Consider the following 14539-nt stretch of genomic DNA (forward strand, 5'->3'; position numbering starts at 1 on the left):
GCCGGGCTTTTCGTTTCCGCTCTCCGACAAGCGCCACCGGCCCCCATTTGGTCTACCCTTACCCTCCCCAACCACTCACATGAAGGGTGCGAAGATGCCCGACGATGAGAAGCGGAGATTTGCCGAGGCGCTGGAGCACTGGGCGGAAGCTGTGGATGCGATCCGCGCCCGGGATCGGGCCGAGGCCATTGCCAAGATCGAAGAGCTACGGAGCATGCATCTGATGCGGGCTTTCCACACCAGCGCGCTATGGGAGCACTATGCGTGGAAGCGCCGGGGCCCGGGGTGACCACAAACACGGACCGAAGCCAAGCGCCAGCCGTCGGGCATTTGTTTTCCCTTCCGCACCACCTGCAGGGCGTATAGTCCCCAGAGATATGGGGCGCAGTAACGTGCTTCGTAAAAGGAAGGAGTACGAAGCATGAGCGCCGAGTCCAAGCGTATCGCCGCCTTAGAACAAGCGTTGTATGCCGCACTCTCAGCATCTGAACAATACGGGATCAGCGCTGACGATATGCGCCTGAAAGCAATTGCGGGGCTGTCACTGAGCCCAACCTGGGGTTGGGTAGCCGATGACTCCACGGCCGATGCCGAGGTAGAGCTCACCAGCGCAGTCAGAATGGTCCGTGAAAAAAACAGTGGCCCAAATTAAAAGCTCTGTACATGGCAGTGCATCGCTGATGACCCAAACAATGAAGCGGACTGTCAAGCTTTGCCTAAGCGGCAATTTCGCGAATGCGCGATAATGCTTCTGTGGCAGGTGGGATAACGGCCAAATAGCCACAGCGGCGGACGGTAAACGACGACTGTCTCTACCCAAAGGTGACTTCCAGGGCGCCGAAACGCCCCGGCGTCGTCAGCCCGAACTTCAATCAGCGCTGCTGAATTTTTTCGTATCGATAGCGGGTGCGACAAACTCCGGGCCATCACCAGCTGCCCGCCACCGCACATTAGTAATTCCGTAACGCTCAGCCATAGGACGGCTGACCTTCTTGATCTTGTGCTGACCAAAGCGCGGGATTATACCCACTCCAGCATCACAGCTCGCCCAGTGCCACGCCTCAACATTGTCCATCCGTTCAAGTCGGATTATGAAGGTGCGGTACTCACCGCGGATCTCATACTCGATCACATACAACTGCTGCCCTGCCATCAAGCCATCTCCTTTCTCAGTCCACGGCTGATGGAGTACAAATTGAACCAAAAAATTCATTCGGAATTGGTGATCCCTGGGGGGTGAAACAGCGGCACCGATTAGCTATACGCTGGCGTGCTAAACCGTGATCTGTCACAGCAATCATTCGTAGAGGATGGGCACATCCATAATGAGCAATTTTGTCATCATTTCCGGCTGCTCAGGCGGAGGCAAATCCACGCTTCTCTCCGAGCTTCAGCGACGCGGATACGCCGTGATCGAAGAGCCGGGGCGGCGCGTCGTGCAAGAGCAAATACATACTGGAGGACAAGCGTTGCCATGGCTCGACATGGAGGCCTTTTTGCGGCGCGCAATCAATGTAGCTCTGGATGACTATGCCAATGCACCAGCCTGCGGTTCTCACTGGGTGTTCTTCGATCGGGGTCTAGTTGATGCAGCTGCGGCCCTTCAAGCGCTGACCGATGAGCCCCTACTCGACAAATTACGTCAGCAGAATCGCTACCATCCACACGTTTTCCTGACGCCGCCATGGCCCGAAATCTACGTGCAGGACGATGAGCGTCGCCACGACATGACTGCCGCTCTGCGTGAATATGAACGGCTCCAGACAACTTATCCTTCTCTAGGCTATTCGGTATCGCTGGTGCCCAAAGTTTGCGTGGCCGAGCGTGCTGACTTCGTGTTGGCCTCTTTAGGGCTCACTGACCAGCCGGCTGGCTACTGACTACCTTCGGACGTGAAAAGCCCAGCGCATGGCTGGGCTTAATTTCTTGCCCTCGGCTGTCAAACACAGGCCGCGACTTTCTTAGTCGGACCTTCAACGGCGATCTGCCTGGCGCGACCTACGCCCCAGGCAAGAGCTCGAGTCATAGTCTCACCAGGTCGAGAATCAAAGGCTTCCTCGTGCACCGCTTGCCCGGTGGGGCCATAAACTCCGAAAAACAACTGTGTGCTACCCGTTCGCGACAGCCGTACCTCAACTTCTATTGAGGTTCCATCGTCGAGCGTTTCATCGTGATCCCGGTGGTGCAAGGTGGGATCAGCCCATTTCCAAAACACGTCCCCACGTATCTTCATGCCGTCCTCCTTTGACTTTGGTCTATGCGTGAGTGCTCTCCCACCATAGCGGTGTGAGGTACGTACACAAGACTTTGGCGCCAAAAAATCTCAGCAACCCGACAGTCGGAACGGCTTCCTCTAGTGCTGCTCATGCTTCCACTGGAGGCCGCTAATGCAAGCGAAGCGGATTGTTCCTGTCCGCCGTCCGCTCTGCAAAGGACGCCTAGTCCGGATCTTTAGCGCCTCCTCTGGAGGTTTTTGCATTGTTGCTCTGGATAAGGTTCCCGCCCACATGGTTTTGGTGTTCACGACTGATCGCCGAGATCTTTCAGTGAAGGTCGGGCCGAGAAGTTGGTCAATTGACCAAGTTGGTGGCACAATGTCGCGGAGCACGTCTACTTCGCGTGCTTCGCGTCACTTTGAAGAAACGCTAGTTGTCTCCCGTAATGGTCGTAATGGCGCGCCTCCCTGCTCCTCTTAGGGCGTCTACTGATCGTCCTTGCGTTCCCGCTACCGGTAGTTCGTGTGACTGTTGTGATGCTCCGTCGTCGCGATAAAAAACGCAAAATCGCTTCGACTAAGGGGCTGGGGAATCTGGGGGTTGCTTTCTGAAACTAGATGGTGCTTTCGAATACAGCATGCACAGTACTAACTGATGAGGAGTCGAATTTTGACCATCCAACCCGTAAACGTACAAGCCAGCTACACGCCTGCCATCACTTTGACCGCTTGCTCGGGGCCTTTCGGTATCTTTTGGGAGGTCAAGGGACCTAGCCATCAAGGCCATATCGTGATCGAGACGTGGGCTCATGATGATGGGATGCCACCTCGCGGCAATGCACTGGCTCACCTCAACCGTTTCATGAATCTGCATCGGGAGGACTTTGGGCACGGGGAGGCTTGGGCAATGGTCCCCTTCGACTATCAAGACAACGCTTTCGTAGCCGTGAGAACGGATGATGATCTTGGGCCAATACTCGGGCTGTGATAACCAGCGGTGGTACGGGCCATCATCTTTGATGGCTGCCAGCCCACTGCGCAGCGCTTGAGCAATAGGGTTGCTGAGCTTATTGGCTTCATAGCGAAATGTCCTGCAGATGGACGGCAGGATCTCTTCTGTGACCTGTCGGAAGAGACAGGGTGACGGAGCGTAGCCGGTGCACTTGCAACTCAGTGAACAGCCACGAGTTGAATTCTAGAGTGAGCCCCTTCCTTAAACGATATCCAAGAAACGCTTCACAAATTCCATGGTCCTCCGAAGCACCCACACTCAGTGAGGCCTGAGGATCTTCCAGGCCAGCGGCCTTAGCGGCCTCAGCTACCGAACCACCAAGATCAGCTTCATGCTCAGCGTGCCTAGCCAGAACATCTAGCTCGGCGCCCATGAACTCGTTCTTTTCAAACTTCATTTCAGCGGTAAATGGATCGCCCTACGAACACAAGGCAATTATGACAATTATCACCAGCACCTCTGACCTTGCCCGAGCGATCCCGGGAAGGCGACACAATGAGCTGCGTTCTACCTTCGTTAAGGTGTTTTCCGACTTGGTCGCTAAGGGCGTTTTGAGGATAGACCGCAACGGACCTGACGCTTTGGCTAACTGGCATAGCATCATTCCCCCAGGCGAAGTGTTGGCACAGGAGACTGCCTACCGTGACGGCAAGGGTCGCCCAGGGGTTCACATTGAACTGACGTACTTGGCATGTCTGATCCTACTGGCCCGCTCACAGTCCCCAACGGATAGCGAAGCGTTGGCTGAGGCGGTTTCCCAAGCGAAGGAGGCCGCGATATAGCTACACGAGAGCTCCAGACCTGGGAGTCGCCGCTGAGCGGGACGCGATCAACCTCCTTGTCGGCCACCCATGATGGGGATTATCGCCTCACCGCCATACCCACCTTGCACACAAGTGGCGCTGCTTCATACTGTTTTCATGCGGATGAACGTGGCAGTCTTTGCCCTAATCCGCCGCTTCAGCCATCACGGCCAGTGCTTCGTGTTCCATGATGCGGAGATCGGGAAAAATGTCAGTGAGTTCCCGGCGCTTGATTCCAAGCATCGACGCGACCGCGGGGATGGCTGTGTAGTCCAGACCCGAAGGCCCGCCCTGACCCAGGCGCCACTGTGTGCCCAGTGCCTCGAATACTCGGATGGCCGGCCAGGCATCTGACCAAACCTCCAACTCTTCCTCGGGGAGGTCGGCCAGGGTCAGGCCAATGGCCGCCAGCTGCTCGGCGGACGGGCCGCGCTCATACAGCGCCCGAGCCGCCGCCCTCAGTTTCCCAAGCGGGCCGGGTTGTAGGCCGCCTGGTAGGCATCGGTCACTGCCTTAGGCGCGCCGGTGCAGGTGCGCACCAGTTCGACGATCGCCTCCTGGCTGAACTCGTCCTCCAGATCCCACCCGGTGATGATCTCGCCCAGCTGCTCGGCCTGCAGGGTGATTTCACCAGCGGTGACTTCCTCCCAGCTCGCACCATCCTTCTGGGCCTTTTCTGCCCAGGTGTCGCGCGCTTTGTTCCAGCGGTCGAACATGCTGGCCAGGGTGACGCGATCCATGTAGCGGAACTGAAACTCCACTGGCGCCGGCTCGCCTCCAATGCGCGGAACCTGAACCACGGCGGTGAACGTCGGATTCTGCGCGATCTTGATCTTCGACATGGGCTCTCCTTAGGCGCTGTAACGGGTCGGACGGCCAGACAGGCCGACGCTGATGGTGCGGGTCATCAGCTGGTTGCGCTCCATGGTCGGGGTGCTGGTGATGCTGACGTAGCCAGGCATCAGGATCTGACCGCCGCCGGGAAGCTTGAGGCGGATCACCGTCAGTTCCTTGGAGTCGTCGTAGCCCTCCACCACCGGCACGTACAGCGCAGTCGGCTGGTCCTCGACCGTCACCGACACACTGATCGGGTTGCGGTTGGTCGGGAACTGCAGGTCATCGTCGTTCTCGAGGTATCCGACCGTGAGGAACTGCTGCTCGCCGCCGGATACGGTGAAGCCGGTCACTTTCGAGATCTGCGTCCAGCCCGACACCGGGACAACCGAGCCAACGCCGGCACCAGCGGTGTACCGGTCGGTGTTGGTGGTGTCCAGACCAGCCAGCGAGAACGCGTCGGTAGTGACGTTGGTGGCCTTGGCGGTCCGGTCGTTGATGAGGGCCCAGCCGGAGCTGATCAGCAGAATGTCGTCGGCAACGATGCTGTGACCTACCGCGCTCGCCACTGGCGGCTTGGTATTGGTCAGAGCAGTGAAAGGCACGGCGGTGCCCAGGGTGCTGGCAATCTCCAGCACAGAACCGTTCGGCAGCGGGATGCGTGCGGCCATGTGTATTTCCTCTTGGTAGCCCGCCGTGCGGCGGTGTTATGCCCCAGCGGGCGGTTGGTCCGCGATGCCGCGGTAGGTGAAGCTGACCGGGACTGTGTAAGTCGCCGGCTCGGGGATGGTGGGGCCCTGCTCTACCGGCTCGACGACCAAGCCTTCGAAGCCGTTGCGGCTCAGCTCGCTGTCGACACGGAAGACACTACTGAGCTCGTCAATCACGGCCTCGGCAGTCGCCAGCGCCTGTCCGGCCGGAGACACGATGCTGACCTGGTAGATCCCGGCGTACTCGTAGGCCTCACCGCCCAAGTAGCGGCAGGTGGCGCTGGCCGGGAGCAGAAAGGCGCGCAGGTAGGTTTCGTCGGGGCCTGGCTCGAAAGCCTGCTCGAAGTTCGCCACCCTTATGGGTCGGGCAAAAGCCCAGGCCGCCAGTTTGATCTCGATGGCCTGACGGGCACGTGCATGGCTCATACGCTGTTGTTCCTGATGGCTTCGTCAACGATCCGTTGGAAGTTGGCCAGGGTAACCCTGACCATGCCGGCCGGGGCCTGGGTTGAGTGGCCGTATTCCAGCGGCACCGCGTACGCCAGGTTGTTCACGATGTAGGCGGTCTGGCCGATGGTTAGCGCCTGCACCTGAGTGATGAGCGCGGTAATGGCTTCACTGCCCGATGGGTCGATACGGTCTAGCTCTTCGGTCGCAGGCGAGTCGATGGAGAACTGCCAGTTACCCCGGAACCGCCCACCGACATAGCCCTGGCCTGCTACCAGGCCATTGGTGGCGAAGTTCTGCTCGCGCTCGGTCTTGGTGAGGGGCTTGGCATACTTCACGCCTTTGCGCAGATTGCCGGCCTTGGTGAAGTTTTCCTGGTTCAAGTTGATCAGTGTGTTGCGTACCGCGACCTTGAAGTCGTAGTCATCGGCAGCCCTAGTCGCCTTTGCCCGGTGTGCAACGTTGGCCGCCCAGAGCTCGGGATTGCCTACCGGCGACATGCGGATGACGCTACTGCCGATTTCGATCACGATCTCGCGGAAGGTGGCGTCCAAGGCTTGCTCCGCCTGCTCGGCGAATGCCCGAATTGCCTCAGCGAAGACACCCTGCTGGCCACCGTATCGCTGGGCCATATGTGAGCCGCGCGCCATATCATTTCCTCAGCTGGACGGTCCAAGTCGCTTGGGCAGGGTCCTGAGACACGTTAAGTGCGCGGTAGCCGCTCACCTGGTCGCCGATCTTGGGCAGCGCTGGGACATCGGTTACAGCGCCTGCCTGGACCTCGAACAGTTCGTTCTGGAGGACCAGGAGCTTCACGTCCTCGGTCTGGATGCGCGTGCCATCGATTTCCTTGGCCAGGTAGCTGCCGAACACGGCTCGACCGGCGTAGTAAGTGGTAGAGGCCGGGACGGTGCCGCCGATCTCGGGGTCATATCCGCCCTTAACCGTGCGGCTCCCGGCTACGGGCTTCACCGCGTCGGCAAGGCCGTCTGGATCATCGAACGCTTCCGCCAGCTCGGTCTGAAGTTCTTCACGCATGCCCATGGGTCAGATCCTCTTGAGCATTATGGTGCCGGCGCGACGAGTCCATGGTGCGATGAGGTCGAGAGCGAAGTTCTCGCCGGTCGAGCGATCGACAGACCCCGCAACGTAGGTCTTGCTGGTCGAAGTACCTGACTGGGCCGACACGGTCTTGCTCTGCACCTCGCGTTGGGTGTCCTTGTAGAGCTGGCCAGCCGCAGCCAGCTTGGCCACCTGCGCGCCGGCACTCACGATGGCGTCAGGCACCGGGCTGGGCACCGGCCGCTTGATCTTGGCCGTGAGCCAGGCGTTGGCCATGGCCACAGCAAGGACCGCATCACCGGCATCAGCCCAGCCCTGGCCAAGCTTTTCGTCAACGTCAGCGACAGTGATGAAGTCGGTCATCGGCTATTCCTGCGGGATCAGGGCTTGCAGGTCGGGCTTCTTCGCGCTTGCATCGAAGTCGATGCCCTTGGCGGTGAGCCAATTCTTCAGTTCTGGCACGTTCATCTTGTGAGGGTCAGTCTCGGGGTCACCGCCGCCCTCCTCCTCGATCGCCTTGTCGATCTCCGCTTGGCTGCTGACCGAGACGTAGCCGTTCGGCGGATAGGCCGACGCCTTGTAACCCTCTGCCACCCACTGGGAGATGGTCGGCCCGTCCAGGCGCAGACCTTCCTCGATCTCACTCACGCTGATGCCCTGGCGCTGGTAGGCCTCGCTGATGTGTGGGGCATCGCCCTGCACTGACACCGAGGTAGCGCCGTCGATCACGCCGAAGAATTGGTCCAGGCGGCGATAGCAGGTGCCTCGCTCGCTGCCCGGGGTGTTGGTGTAGATGACTTTCATGCTGATCTCCTGCGCAGGGCGCCAGGCCGGCGCCCCGCATCATGGGGTCAAGGGGTGGCGGTGCCGCTGATGACCGCAGCGAACGGAACCTGCTTACGGTCGAAGACGCGCTTCCAGTTCGCTGCTGCGGCGTACTGGGCGGCGGTCGGGCTGAGGTTGCGGTTCTCGCTGCCCTGCCAGCTGAAGCCGGCCGGCTGGAGGATGTAGGTCTTGCGCTCCCACAGTACTTCGGCACCGCCACCGTTGCCGCCATCGGCTTTGCGCTGCATCTCGACCGGCATGTGCGGGTCGCCCTCGCCGTAGCCGAAGGCGCCTTGGCCGAAGAACAGCGAGAGGTACTGGCCCGGGGCGTAGGTCAGTGCGTCATCCATGAACACCGGCTTGCCCAAGTAGGTGGCCAGGATGATCTTGCCCTGCGAGTCGCGCAGGTACTCGATCATGTCCTGCTTGACCATCTGGTTCATGACGACCGAGTGCACGCCGATGGCGCCGAACATGTCGGCGGCGTCGCCGGCGGTGAAGGCGGCATCTTGGAAGGCGTTAGCACTGATCGAGGCGCCCGCATCCTTGACCATGTCGCCACCGTTCTGGGCGATGTTGGCAGCGATGATGCCTCGACCCGCGCCCATCAGGTAACGCTGCCACTGGCGGGTCCAGTAGGTGCCGAAGCGGTTGCGGATGTGCTGCATCGGCTCGGAGTTGGCCAGCTCAGCAGTCAGGTCGGAGACTCCGTAGCCTTTGTTGAGGTACAGGGTCCGGGCGCGCATGCTGCCCTGCTCGGCCTTGCCGACGGCGCCAAGATCGTCAGGGTCATCGTTGGAAATGTTCGGCGCCTCGTCGGCGTCGAGATCCTGCCAGTAGCTGATCTCAGAGGTGCCCTGGCCGTTCTTGGCGATGTTGTCCAGGGTGGCTGAGCGGGTGATGATGCCCGACTCGTAGACGGCGGTCTTTTCTGGAGAGTTCACCGGCTCCAGAGTGCCGTAGTAGTCGGCGACAAAGATGTCCGACAGTTGGGTAGATGCCATGGGTTAGGTTCCTCGGGTGGCTTGGAGTTTCTTGAACGCTTCGGGGTTGTCACGAGCCATCGCTGCACGCTCGGTCTCGGTGTACTCGCCCCATTTCTTCGTGGCCTTGCCACCGTTGTCGCCGGTCTGCCCGGCACCCTGAGCCCTTGGCCACAGGTGAGTAGCGGTTTCGCGCAGCGATTCCGCCCATTCGAGAGGAGACAGCGGGGTCTTGCCGTCCTTCCCGTACACGACTTCGCCGGCACGGTCAGTGGCGACAGGCTCGCCGTCTTCGCTCAGTTTGAAGGTGCCGCGGGCGCGAAGAATGATGTCCTCAGCGGCCTCGGGCAGCGCACCGGCCTTGATGGCGGCAGCACGGATGGAGTCAGCCAGCACCTTGTCGCTGTACTTGGCAGCGAAGGCCTCGGCCTTCTCCGCGCGCTCGTTGGCGGCCTTGACCTGCTTATCCAGGTCGGTGCGCAGGCGCTCGGTACGTCGGCTGATGACCTCGTCCAGCTTGCCCTCGGCGATCAGCTTGGTCTCTTCGTCCTGGCCAACCTTTGCCAGCAGGCCCTTGACGGCTTCGATATCCAGGCCTTCGAATTGACCCTTCAGTCTGTCCAGCTCGGTCTTGATGGTCTTGTTGGAGCCGATCAGCTCCTGGTTCTTGGTCTTGAGGCCAGAGACCTCGCCGTCCAGGAATTTCTGCACCTCGCCGCCAAGGGCTGCCTTCAGCGCGGCGGTTTGGGTTTCGTCGAGGGTCAGGCCGTGAGCGGCCGGATCGAAGTCAAAAGGCATATGGCTATCCCCTGGGGATTGATTGGCCCGCCTGGCGGGCATAAAAAAACCCGGCGCCTGGCCGGGTTCAGAATGAGGGTTATCGCTTGGGTATTCGCTCGGAGTCGGGCACTAGCACGTTCATCCGTTTGAGCATGGACATAAGACCTCCATGCAGCCCTGTTTTGGTTGCTTTCCGACGAACCAACTGAGCTTTGATCAAATGTCCAGGTCCGTTGTAGATCTCCTCGAATGTGCCATCGCGATTCATGCGAATACCGAGGTAGTAGTCGGGGACATGATGGACCGGAAATGTGAGGCTGGTCCCGAACGTCGTTTTAATCTGGACATTGCGGCCATCCTCAGTGACTGCATCGTGATGCTTGGTCAGGCCTTCATTCAGACTCAAACGGTAGGCCAGACTTGCTACAACCTCACCGATGTCTCCAACCAAGCGCCCATCAGGAGTGAAGGGCTTGCCCGGATAGGCCTCTTGAAGCATAGAGACGGCGGTGAACAGCCCCTTGAGGGCCTCTTCGATCTTCAATTGGATGGCTTGATCCATGTTAGCTCCTTGAGAAGAACCAAGATGCTACCTCAGATCCCCGCCCGCTCGAACGCTAGCGGCTCCAGTTCTTTGAGCTGCTCCAGCGTCAGAGGTTTGAAGTTCTTGTCCAGTTGCAGCGCGGCAAAACGCTCGGCCGTCAGGCCGCCATCGCGGAAGAGCTTGCCGCGCACCGGCCCAAGCGCGGCATCCTGGAAGGCCGCTGGCTGCGTTTTGAGCCACTGGTAGTAGCTGAGGCTTGCCGATACCTGCCCGCCACCATCAGCACCCACGGCTGCCCTCGTGGCAGCCTGCCCGAACAGCGCTGATAACCTGGTGATCGGCGTGATGGTCGTCCGGCAGTGAATGTGGAACGGGGGCACAGGCCCCTTGCCCATCTCGTACTCTCTGCCATCGAGGCTGCGGCACTGCACGCTGGTCTTCCGGTCCAGCGTGGCGACGATCCGATATCCAGGCACCACCTCGGTATTCGCCCTGAGCGTTTCCATGCGCGCCGTGGCGGCCACATGCTGGACTGCGGTCTGAACGACTGCCCGAGCACTCCGGTTCGTGACGGCCAGCACACCGTCCGTGAAGTTCTGCGCGGCGGTGCCGCGCACGGCCTGGGTGATCTCGGCGTTGGTCTGGCCCTGGACGACACCCATCCGGATGGCGTTGGTGACCCTGTCAGCTTCGGTTCGGGTCCATCCGTTCAGGAACGGCTTGAGCAGCTTGCCGCCATCGACGCCGGCCACCTGCAGCGGCTGCGTGTTTATCGCCGCCCTGAGAAGCGAGTCCGCCGGCATGACCGCATCGATAAGCAGCGCCTTGGCCAAGCTTCGGCCCTCGAACGCTGCTTCGTACTGCGCGATGTCCACCAGGTCGGACTGCATCCGATCGCTGAAGGCCCTGTAGATCTCCAGCAGCTTGCCGCCCACCCGCCCCAGGAACTCTTCCAGCCGGCTCCGGCCGTAGGTGGTCAGCTCCTTGCGGGTGAGCTGGTCACGAACATGGCTGTCAGCCCGGCGCAGGTAGGTCTCGAACTTCTTGACCTCGCCAGCCTTGAGCCGCTCAAGCAGTACCGAGTGTCGGCTGACCTGCTCCAGCAGCTTCTCGTCCGCCGTTTGCTCCGGTTTCGTCGCCATCGTCTTTGTCCAAGTTAACGCCGCCTGCGCCGTGGTCGTCGCCGATCAGTTCGGCCTCTTCGTCGTAGGGGTGCTCGGGAAGCTTCCCAGTAGTGAGGTATTGCCAGTAGGTCTCGGCGCTGATGGTGCCGGCCATGACGCTCTTTTGCAGTTCAGCCAGCACCTGGGCGTTGACCTCAGGGGTCACGAACTCAGGCTTGACCGTGAAGACCACCTCGTCCGGGTTGAAACCGGTCCACTCTGCGGCGTACCGAAGGGCCTGTTCGATCGCCTCTGCGGCGGTGATGACGATGCTGTGCAGGGTGGCGTGCTGGTCGTTCTGCCTGGTCTTGCGAGCCTCGCCCGATTCGGTGCCTGAGATGTCCATGACCTTGGCGCCCGCTTCGAGAGCGGCGTTCTTCTGGTCTTCCATCGCTTTGCGGACAGCTTCGATGCCGGCGCCCTGGAACTCCAAGTAGCCACACTGGCCTTTCGGGCCGAGATCCCATGCCGCAGAGGGCCCGGTCACGCTGAGCTCCACGCTCTCGTCCAAGCCGGATACCCACGGCTGCGGGTGGCTGGTCTGATGCAGGGCAGTGAAGTAGTCGGCGCTCAGCTGGTAGGACTTCAGCGCGGCCCTGGCCATGGTCAGCAACGGGATCTCGTCCACGTCGGGCGAGTTGTCGGTGGAGCCGCAGTAGATGACGGGGATGTAGCCCAGGCCGCGCACCAGGTTGTTGTTGCCGTCTACTGTGCCCAGGGGGCGATCCTCCTCGATCAGCTCGCCAGCCTCGTTGCGCACGCCTGTGCGGCAGACCACGCCATCCATGTAGAACTCGCGGTACACCGTCTCGCACTCGTGGCTGTAGCGATCCTGCTCCTTGCGCCGGAACTCACGGAACACCGACAGCACCAGGTCCTGGCGCCCACCTTGATCGGCGGTGTCCCAGTTGATGGCGTTGCGCACCGCGTAGGTGGCGAAGTACGGCTGGCCCTGGTCATCGATATTGACCACCAGCGGCACTCGCCCATGGGAGATGGTCTGGCGCACGATCCGCAGGAACAGCTGGGTCAGGCCGAAGCCATCCGCCGTGGCGTTGTCCTCCAGCCCCTTCAGGCCCGAGGGCAACTTCACCTCGGGAATCAGCCGGGAGACTAGGCCCATCATCGAGCGCAGCGAATCTCGCACCCAGTGCTCGTACTGGGCCCGGTCGGTGTAGTTCCGGTAAAGGTAGGCATTGCCGGCGCCGTCCAGCTTCTCGGCCTCGATCATGCCGCTAGGCTTGGGCAGATTGCGCGGGCTGCGCTTGATGGCGCCTTCGCCCTCCAGGGCGTCGTCCATCATCCGCCACTCTTCGATGTGAGCGTCGTAGTCTGGGTTGGTGGATTGAACAGGCATTACGCCAAACCTCCGATGCGGCGGGTGCCGGCGGACTGAGTCTTGATCGGGAACCGCTTGGCGATGAAGTAGCCGGCAGCGTCGTTCATGTGGTCGTGCCCCTTCTTGGGGTCCTTGTCCGGCTCACCTTTGTCGGTGTAGGTCTGCCGTTCCAGACACTGAGTCAGTTGCGGGCACTGGTCGATGTTGACCTTCATGCGCCGCTCCCCGTAGGTGTTGAGAAACATGGCGTTGACCGCATTGATACGGTCCTTCACGCCGGGGTTCTGTGAGTCGACCACGACGGTGAAGCCGGCCTTCTTAAGCAGCGACAGGTCCGACTCGCTGGCGTTCTTGCTGCTGGTGTTCTGGCCGCTGGCGTCCGGGTACACGGAAACGCTGTGCCCGGAAAAGCGGACCTTGATCTTCTCGATCATCTCGGGCGTGTCGCGCACTGAGTGGAACTCGTCCAGCGCCAGCGGCAACCCTTCACGAACCACGTACACAACCGCGGCCATCTTCATGACGTTGAAGTCCATACCGATGTGGATAGCCTCGCCTGGCTTGATGCGCTCGCTGGTGCGGCACTCAACCCGGTCGAACGTGTAGTAGACGACCCCGGCATAGTTCTCGAACCCGGCCTCATATTCCTGGCGGAACGTGCGCGGGTCCATCTTGCGTCGAGCGGCGTCCAGCTCATCGGCTGGGACGTTACCACCCTGCAGTGAGGTGTATTGCCAGCTCTTATGGTCCGGCTCCCCGCCCGGCTGCCCGTCGCGGTAGGTGTCGTAGCAGTGGTTGAACCCCTTCGGAGTGCCGATTCGCAGCGCATGCCCGCCTTTGCGCGACTCTCCGGTCTGGGGAATCGTGTACTGGCAGGTCGAGAGCATCGGCCTGAGCACTTCTTCCCAAGCTGCCCACGGACAGTCCGCCCATTCGTCCACCAAGACGAAGAACAGGCCCGAGCCCCGCAGATTGTCGTAATTGTCCAGGCCGACCACGCGCATGATGTGGCCGGACTTGAGGGTGATCGAGCACTCGGTCTCGTTCGGTCGGGCAGCGCGCCAGGCCTCAGGGATGGCCTGCTTCAGGCGCCGCCAGAAGACCCGCTTGGCCTGCTTAAACGTCGGCGCGCCATACCAGATCTCGTCCTCGACGCTCACTCCCCATTCCGCAGCCAGTCGGGCCGCGCGGCGCATCTCAGCCTTGCCGAGGAAGGTCTTGCCAAACCGCCTCCCGCACACCGCGTCACGGAAGCGGGCCTGGGGCTGGAAACCCCAGCAGTAGATGTTCGCCTGCTTCGGAGTCAGCTTTACCGGCGGGTCATAGGTACGGGGTAGTCGGGACACCTTCGTCTGGCTCCAGCTTGTACTCAGCAACGGCGTGCTGCTGGTCCGCCTGGGAGCCCAGGGGCTTGTCGGGTTCGATCTTGCGGTTGACGTACATGTCGCCGCACTCCTTGGCCGCCTGCTCGTACAGTTGCGCCGTCAGTGCCAGGTTCCGCATTCCTTCGGCTTTGTCAGCCATCCGATTGAGGCCGCGCAGACGGTAGGCCTTGTTGGCGATGGGAATTTCAGTGATGTCTTCGCGGAAGCGCTTGCGAGTGTCTTCGAACAGCTGCTTCCACTTGGCGGCTAACCCCTTCCCAGAAACCTTCGTGGGGTCGTGCGACTCGATTTGCTGTCGGGTGATGGTCAAGCCGAATTCCTTTTGGACCGACTCGGCCACCTGGGAGGGCGTATCGAAGCAGGCCAAGGCCTGAATTACGAAGACCTTCACCTCACTTGATAGGGCTGCCATAGGCGATCATCCGTCCAAACCTGTC

20 protein-coding genes are annotated in these 14539 nt (G+C 60.9%); 3 read left to right on the forward strand and 17 right to left on the reverse strand.

All coding sequences use genetic code 11. The features are described from left to right. Positions 1-94: 94 nt before the first annotated feature. Both OH705_RS25460 and OH705_RS25465 read left to right on the forward strand, forming a co-directional pair. Positions 95-289 carry a hypothetical protein gene (locus tag OH705_RS25460; protein WP_267303246.1) on the forward strand — a complete coding sequence of 65 codons (195 nt, stop codon included), beginning with the start codon at positions 95-97 and terminating at the stop codon, positions 287-289. A gap of 132 nt (positions 290-421) precedes the next feature. Further along, positions 422-652 carry a hypothetical protein gene (locus tag OH705_RS25465; RefSeq protein WP_267303247.1) on the forward strand — a complete coding sequence of 77 codons (231 nt, stop codon included), beginning with the start codon at positions 422-424 and terminating at the stop codon, positions 650-652. Between the two features lie 216 nt (positions 653-868). Here the strand turns inward: OH705_RS25465 and OH705_RS25470 are convergent, their stop codons facing one another. Then, the gene (locus tag OH705_RS25470; RefSeq protein ID WP_023628576.1) at positions 869-1153 is read right to left on the reverse strand and encodes a DUF6555 family protein; all 285 of its coding nucleotides are present in this window, start codon (positions 1151-1153) and stop codon (positions 869-871) included. Between the two features lie 172 nt (positions 1154-1325). Here OH705_RS25470 and OH705_RS25475 point away from each other — a divergent pair, with 172 nt between their 5' ends. Next, positions 1326-1880 (forward strand): AAA family ATPase, encoded by a 555-nt coding sequence (locus OH705_RS25475; RefSeq protein ID WP_267303248.1) that lies wholly within the window; start codon positions 1326-1328, stop codon positions 1878-1880. Between the two features lie 59 nt (positions 1881-1939). Here OH705_RS25475 and OH705_RS25480 read toward each other — a convergent pair whose 3' ends face one another. The 16 genes from OH705_RS25480 to OH705_RS25555 all read right to left on the reverse strand — a co-directional run bounded on the left by OH705_RS25480 (position 1940) and on the right by OH705_RS25555 (position 14514). Continuing rightward, a complete protein-coding gene (locus OH705_RS25480; protein ID WP_267303249.1) occupies positions 1940-2233 on the reverse strand; it encodes a hypothetical protein in 294 nt (97 codons plus the stop codon). A gap of 1941 nt (positions 2234-4174) precedes the next feature. Further along, positions 4175-4492 (reverse strand): DUF1799 domain-containing protein, encoded by a 318-nt coding sequence (locus OH705_RS25485; RefSeq protein WP_416383593.1) that lies wholly within the window; start codon positions 4490-4492, stop codon positions 4175-4177. Beyond that, positions 4489-4872, reverse strand: coding sequence for a phage tail assembly chaperone (locus OH705_RS25490; protein WP_267303250.1), 384 nt, complete (start codon positions 4870-4872; stop codon positions 4489-4491). Before OH705_RS25490 ends, OH705_RS25485 begins: the two co-directional genes overlap by 4 nt. A 9-nt stretch (positions 4873-4881) precedes the next feature. Beyond that, complete coding sequence (locus OH705_RS25495; protein ID WP_267303251.1) at positions 4882-5535, reverse strand: phage tail protein; 654 nt, start codon at positions 5533-5535, stop codon at positions 4882-4884. A 36-nt stretch (positions 5536-5571) separates the two neighbouring features. Then, positions 5572-6000 carry a phage tail terminator-like protein gene (locus OH705_RS25500; protein ID WP_023628585.1) on the reverse strand — a complete coding sequence of 143 codons (429 nt, stop codon included), beginning with the start codon at positions 5998-6000 and terminating at the stop codon, positions 5572-5574. Then, positions 5997-6671: a hypothetical protein gene (locus OH705_RS25505; RefSeq protein WP_023628586.1), complete on the reverse strand. Its 675-nt coding sequence runs from the start codon at positions 6669-6671 to the stop codon at positions 5997-5999. The genes OH705_RS25500 and OH705_RS25505 overlap by 4 nt, the downstream gene beginning before the upstream one ends. 1 nt (position 6672) lies before the next feature. Further along, positions 6673-7065: a hypothetical protein gene (locus tag OH705_RS25510; RefSeq protein WP_267303252.1), complete on the reverse strand. Its 393-nt coding sequence runs from the start codon at positions 7063-7065 to the stop codon at positions 6673-6675. Positions 7066-7068: 3 nt separating this feature from the next. Then, a complete protein-coding gene (locus OH705_RS25515; protein ID WP_023628588.1) occupies positions 7069-7446 on the reverse strand; it encodes a hypothetical protein in 378 nt (125 codons plus the stop codon). Positions 7447-7449: 3 nt separating this feature from the next. After that, complete coding sequence (locus tag OH705_RS25520; protein ID WP_023628589.1) at positions 7450-7887, reverse strand: HeH/LEM domain-containing protein; 438 nt, start codon at positions 7885-7887, stop codon at positions 7450-7452. A 47-nt stretch (positions 7888-7934) separates the two neighbouring features. After that, positions 7935-8912 (reverse strand): major capsid protein, encoded by a 978-nt coding sequence (locus OH705_RS25525; protein WP_023628590.1) that lies wholly within the window; start codon positions 8910-8912, stop codon positions 7935-7937. Positions 8913-8915: 3 nt separating this feature from the next. Then, positions 8916-9689 (reverse strand): hypothetical protein, encoded by a 774-nt coding sequence (locus tag OH705_RS25530; RefSeq protein WP_267303253.1) that lies wholly within the window; start codon positions 9687-9689, stop codon positions 8916-8918. A 79-nt stretch (positions 9690-9768) separates the two neighbouring features. Then, entirely contained in the window at positions 9769-10233 is a 465-nt protein-coding gene (locus OH705_RS25535) for a DUF6998 domain-containing protein (protein ID WP_267303254.1), read from the reverse strand. 32 nt (positions 10234-10265) lie between these two features. Next, positions 10266-11357, reverse strand: a complete 1092-nt coding sequence (locus tag OH705_RS25540) for a minor capsid protein (RefSeq protein WP_023628593.1) — start codon at positions 11355-11357, stop codon at positions 10266-10268. Further along, positions 11284-12735 (reverse strand): DUF4055 domain-containing protein, encoded by a 1452-nt coding sequence (locus OH705_RS25545; RefSeq protein ID WP_267303255.1) that lies wholly within the window; start codon positions 12733-12735, stop codon positions 11284-11286. The genes OH705_RS25540 and OH705_RS25545 overlap by 74 nt, the downstream gene beginning before the upstream one ends. Continuing rightward, positions 12735-14063 (reverse strand): terminase large subunit, encoded by a 1329-nt coding sequence (locus OH705_RS25550; protein ID WP_232888192.1) that lies wholly within the window; start codon positions 14061-14063, stop codon positions 12735-12737. Before OH705_RS25550 ends, OH705_RS25545 begins: the two co-directional genes overlap by 1 nt. Beyond that, positions 14038-14514, reverse strand: a complete 477-nt coding sequence (locus tag OH705_RS25555) for a DUF2280 domain-containing protein (RefSeq protein ID WP_096010282.1) — start codon at positions 14512-14514, stop codon at positions 14038-14040. Before OH705_RS25555 ends, OH705_RS25550 begins: the two co-directional genes overlap by 26 nt. Positions 14515-14539: the final 25 nt, after the last annotated feature.

Source organism: Pseudomonas sp. BJa3 (assembly GCF_026343815.1).
Taxonomy (GTDB): domain Bacteria; phylum Pseudomonadota; class Gammaproteobacteria; order Pseudomonadales; family Pseudomonadaceae; genus Aquipseudomonas; species Aquipseudomonas soli.

Excerpts from the sequence above, each read along its gene's own strand:
- OH705_RS25535 (WP_267303254.1), bottom strand. The coding sequence starts at position 10,233 with ATGGATCAAGCCATCCAATTGAAGATCGAAGAGGCCCTCAAGGGGCTG.
- OH705_RS25470 (WP_023628576.1), bottom strand. The coding sequence starts at position 1,153 with ATGGCAGGGCAGCAGTTGTATGTGATCGAGTATGAGATCCGCGGTGAG.
- OH705_RS25490 (WP_267303250.1), bottom strand. The coding sequence starts at position 4,872 with ATGTCGAAGATCAAGATCGCGCAGAATCCGACGTTCACCGCCGTGGTT.
- OH705_RS25530 (WP_267303253.1), bottom strand. The coding sequence starts at position 9,689 with ATGCCTTTTGACTTCGATCCGGCCGCTCACGGCCTGACCCTCGACGAA.
- OH705_RS25540 (WP_023628593.1), bottom strand. The coding sequence starts at position 11,357 with ATGGCGACGAAACCGGAGCAAACGGCGGACGAGAAGCTGCTGGAGCAG.
- OH705_RS25520 (WP_023628589.1), bottom strand. The coding sequence starts at position 7,887 with ATGAAAGTCATCTACACCAACACCCCGGGCAGCGAGCGAGGCACCTGC.
- OH705_RS25460 (WP_267303246.1), top strand. The coding sequence starts at position 95 with ATGCCCGACGATGAGAAGCGGAGATTTGCCGAGGCGCTGGAGCACTGG.
- OH705_RS25515 (WP_023628588.1), bottom strand. The coding sequence starts at position 7,446 with ATGACCGACTTCATCACTGTCGCTGACGTTGACGAAAAGCTTGGCCAG.
- OH705_RS25475 (WP_267303248.1), top strand. The coding sequence starts at position 1,326 with ATGAGCAATTTTGTCATCATTTCCGGCTGCTCAGGCGGAGGCAAATCC.
- OH705_RS25495 (WP_267303251.1), bottom strand. The coding sequence starts at position 5,535 with ATGGCCGCACGCATCCCGCTGCCGAACGGTTCTGTGCTGGAGATTGCC.
- OH705_RS25505 (WP_023628586.1), bottom strand. The coding sequence starts at position 6,671 with ATGGCGCGCGGCTCACATATGGCCCAGCGATACGGTGGCCAGCAGGGT.
- OH705_RS25480 (WP_267303249.1), bottom strand. The coding sequence starts at position 2,233 with ATGAAGATACGTGGGGACGTGTTTTGGAAATGGGCTGATCCCACCTTG.
- OH705_RS25525 (WP_023628590.1), bottom strand. The coding sequence starts at position 8,912 with ATGGCATCTACCCAACTGTCGGACATCTTTGTCGCCGACTACTACGGC.
- OH705_RS25465 (WP_267303247.1), top strand. The coding sequence starts at position 422 with ATGAGCGCCGAGTCCAAGCGTATCGCCGCCTTAGAACAAGCGTTGTAT.
- OH705_RS25545 (WP_267303255.1), bottom strand. The coding sequence starts at position 12,735 with ATGCCTGTTCAATCCACCAACCCAGACTACGACGCTCACATCGAAGAG.
- OH705_RS25510 (WP_267303252.1), bottom strand. The coding sequence starts at position 7,065 with ATGGGCATGCGTGAAGAACTTCAGACCGAGCTGGCGGAAGCGTTCGAT.
- OH705_RS25555 (WP_096010282.1), bottom strand. The coding sequence starts at position 14,514 with ATGGCAGCCCTATCAAGTGAGGTGAAGGTCTTCGTAATTCAGGCCTTG.
- OH705_RS25500 (WP_023628585.1), bottom strand. The coding sequence starts at position 6,000 with ATGAGCCATGCACGTGCCCGTCAGGCCATCGAGATCAAACTGGCGGCC.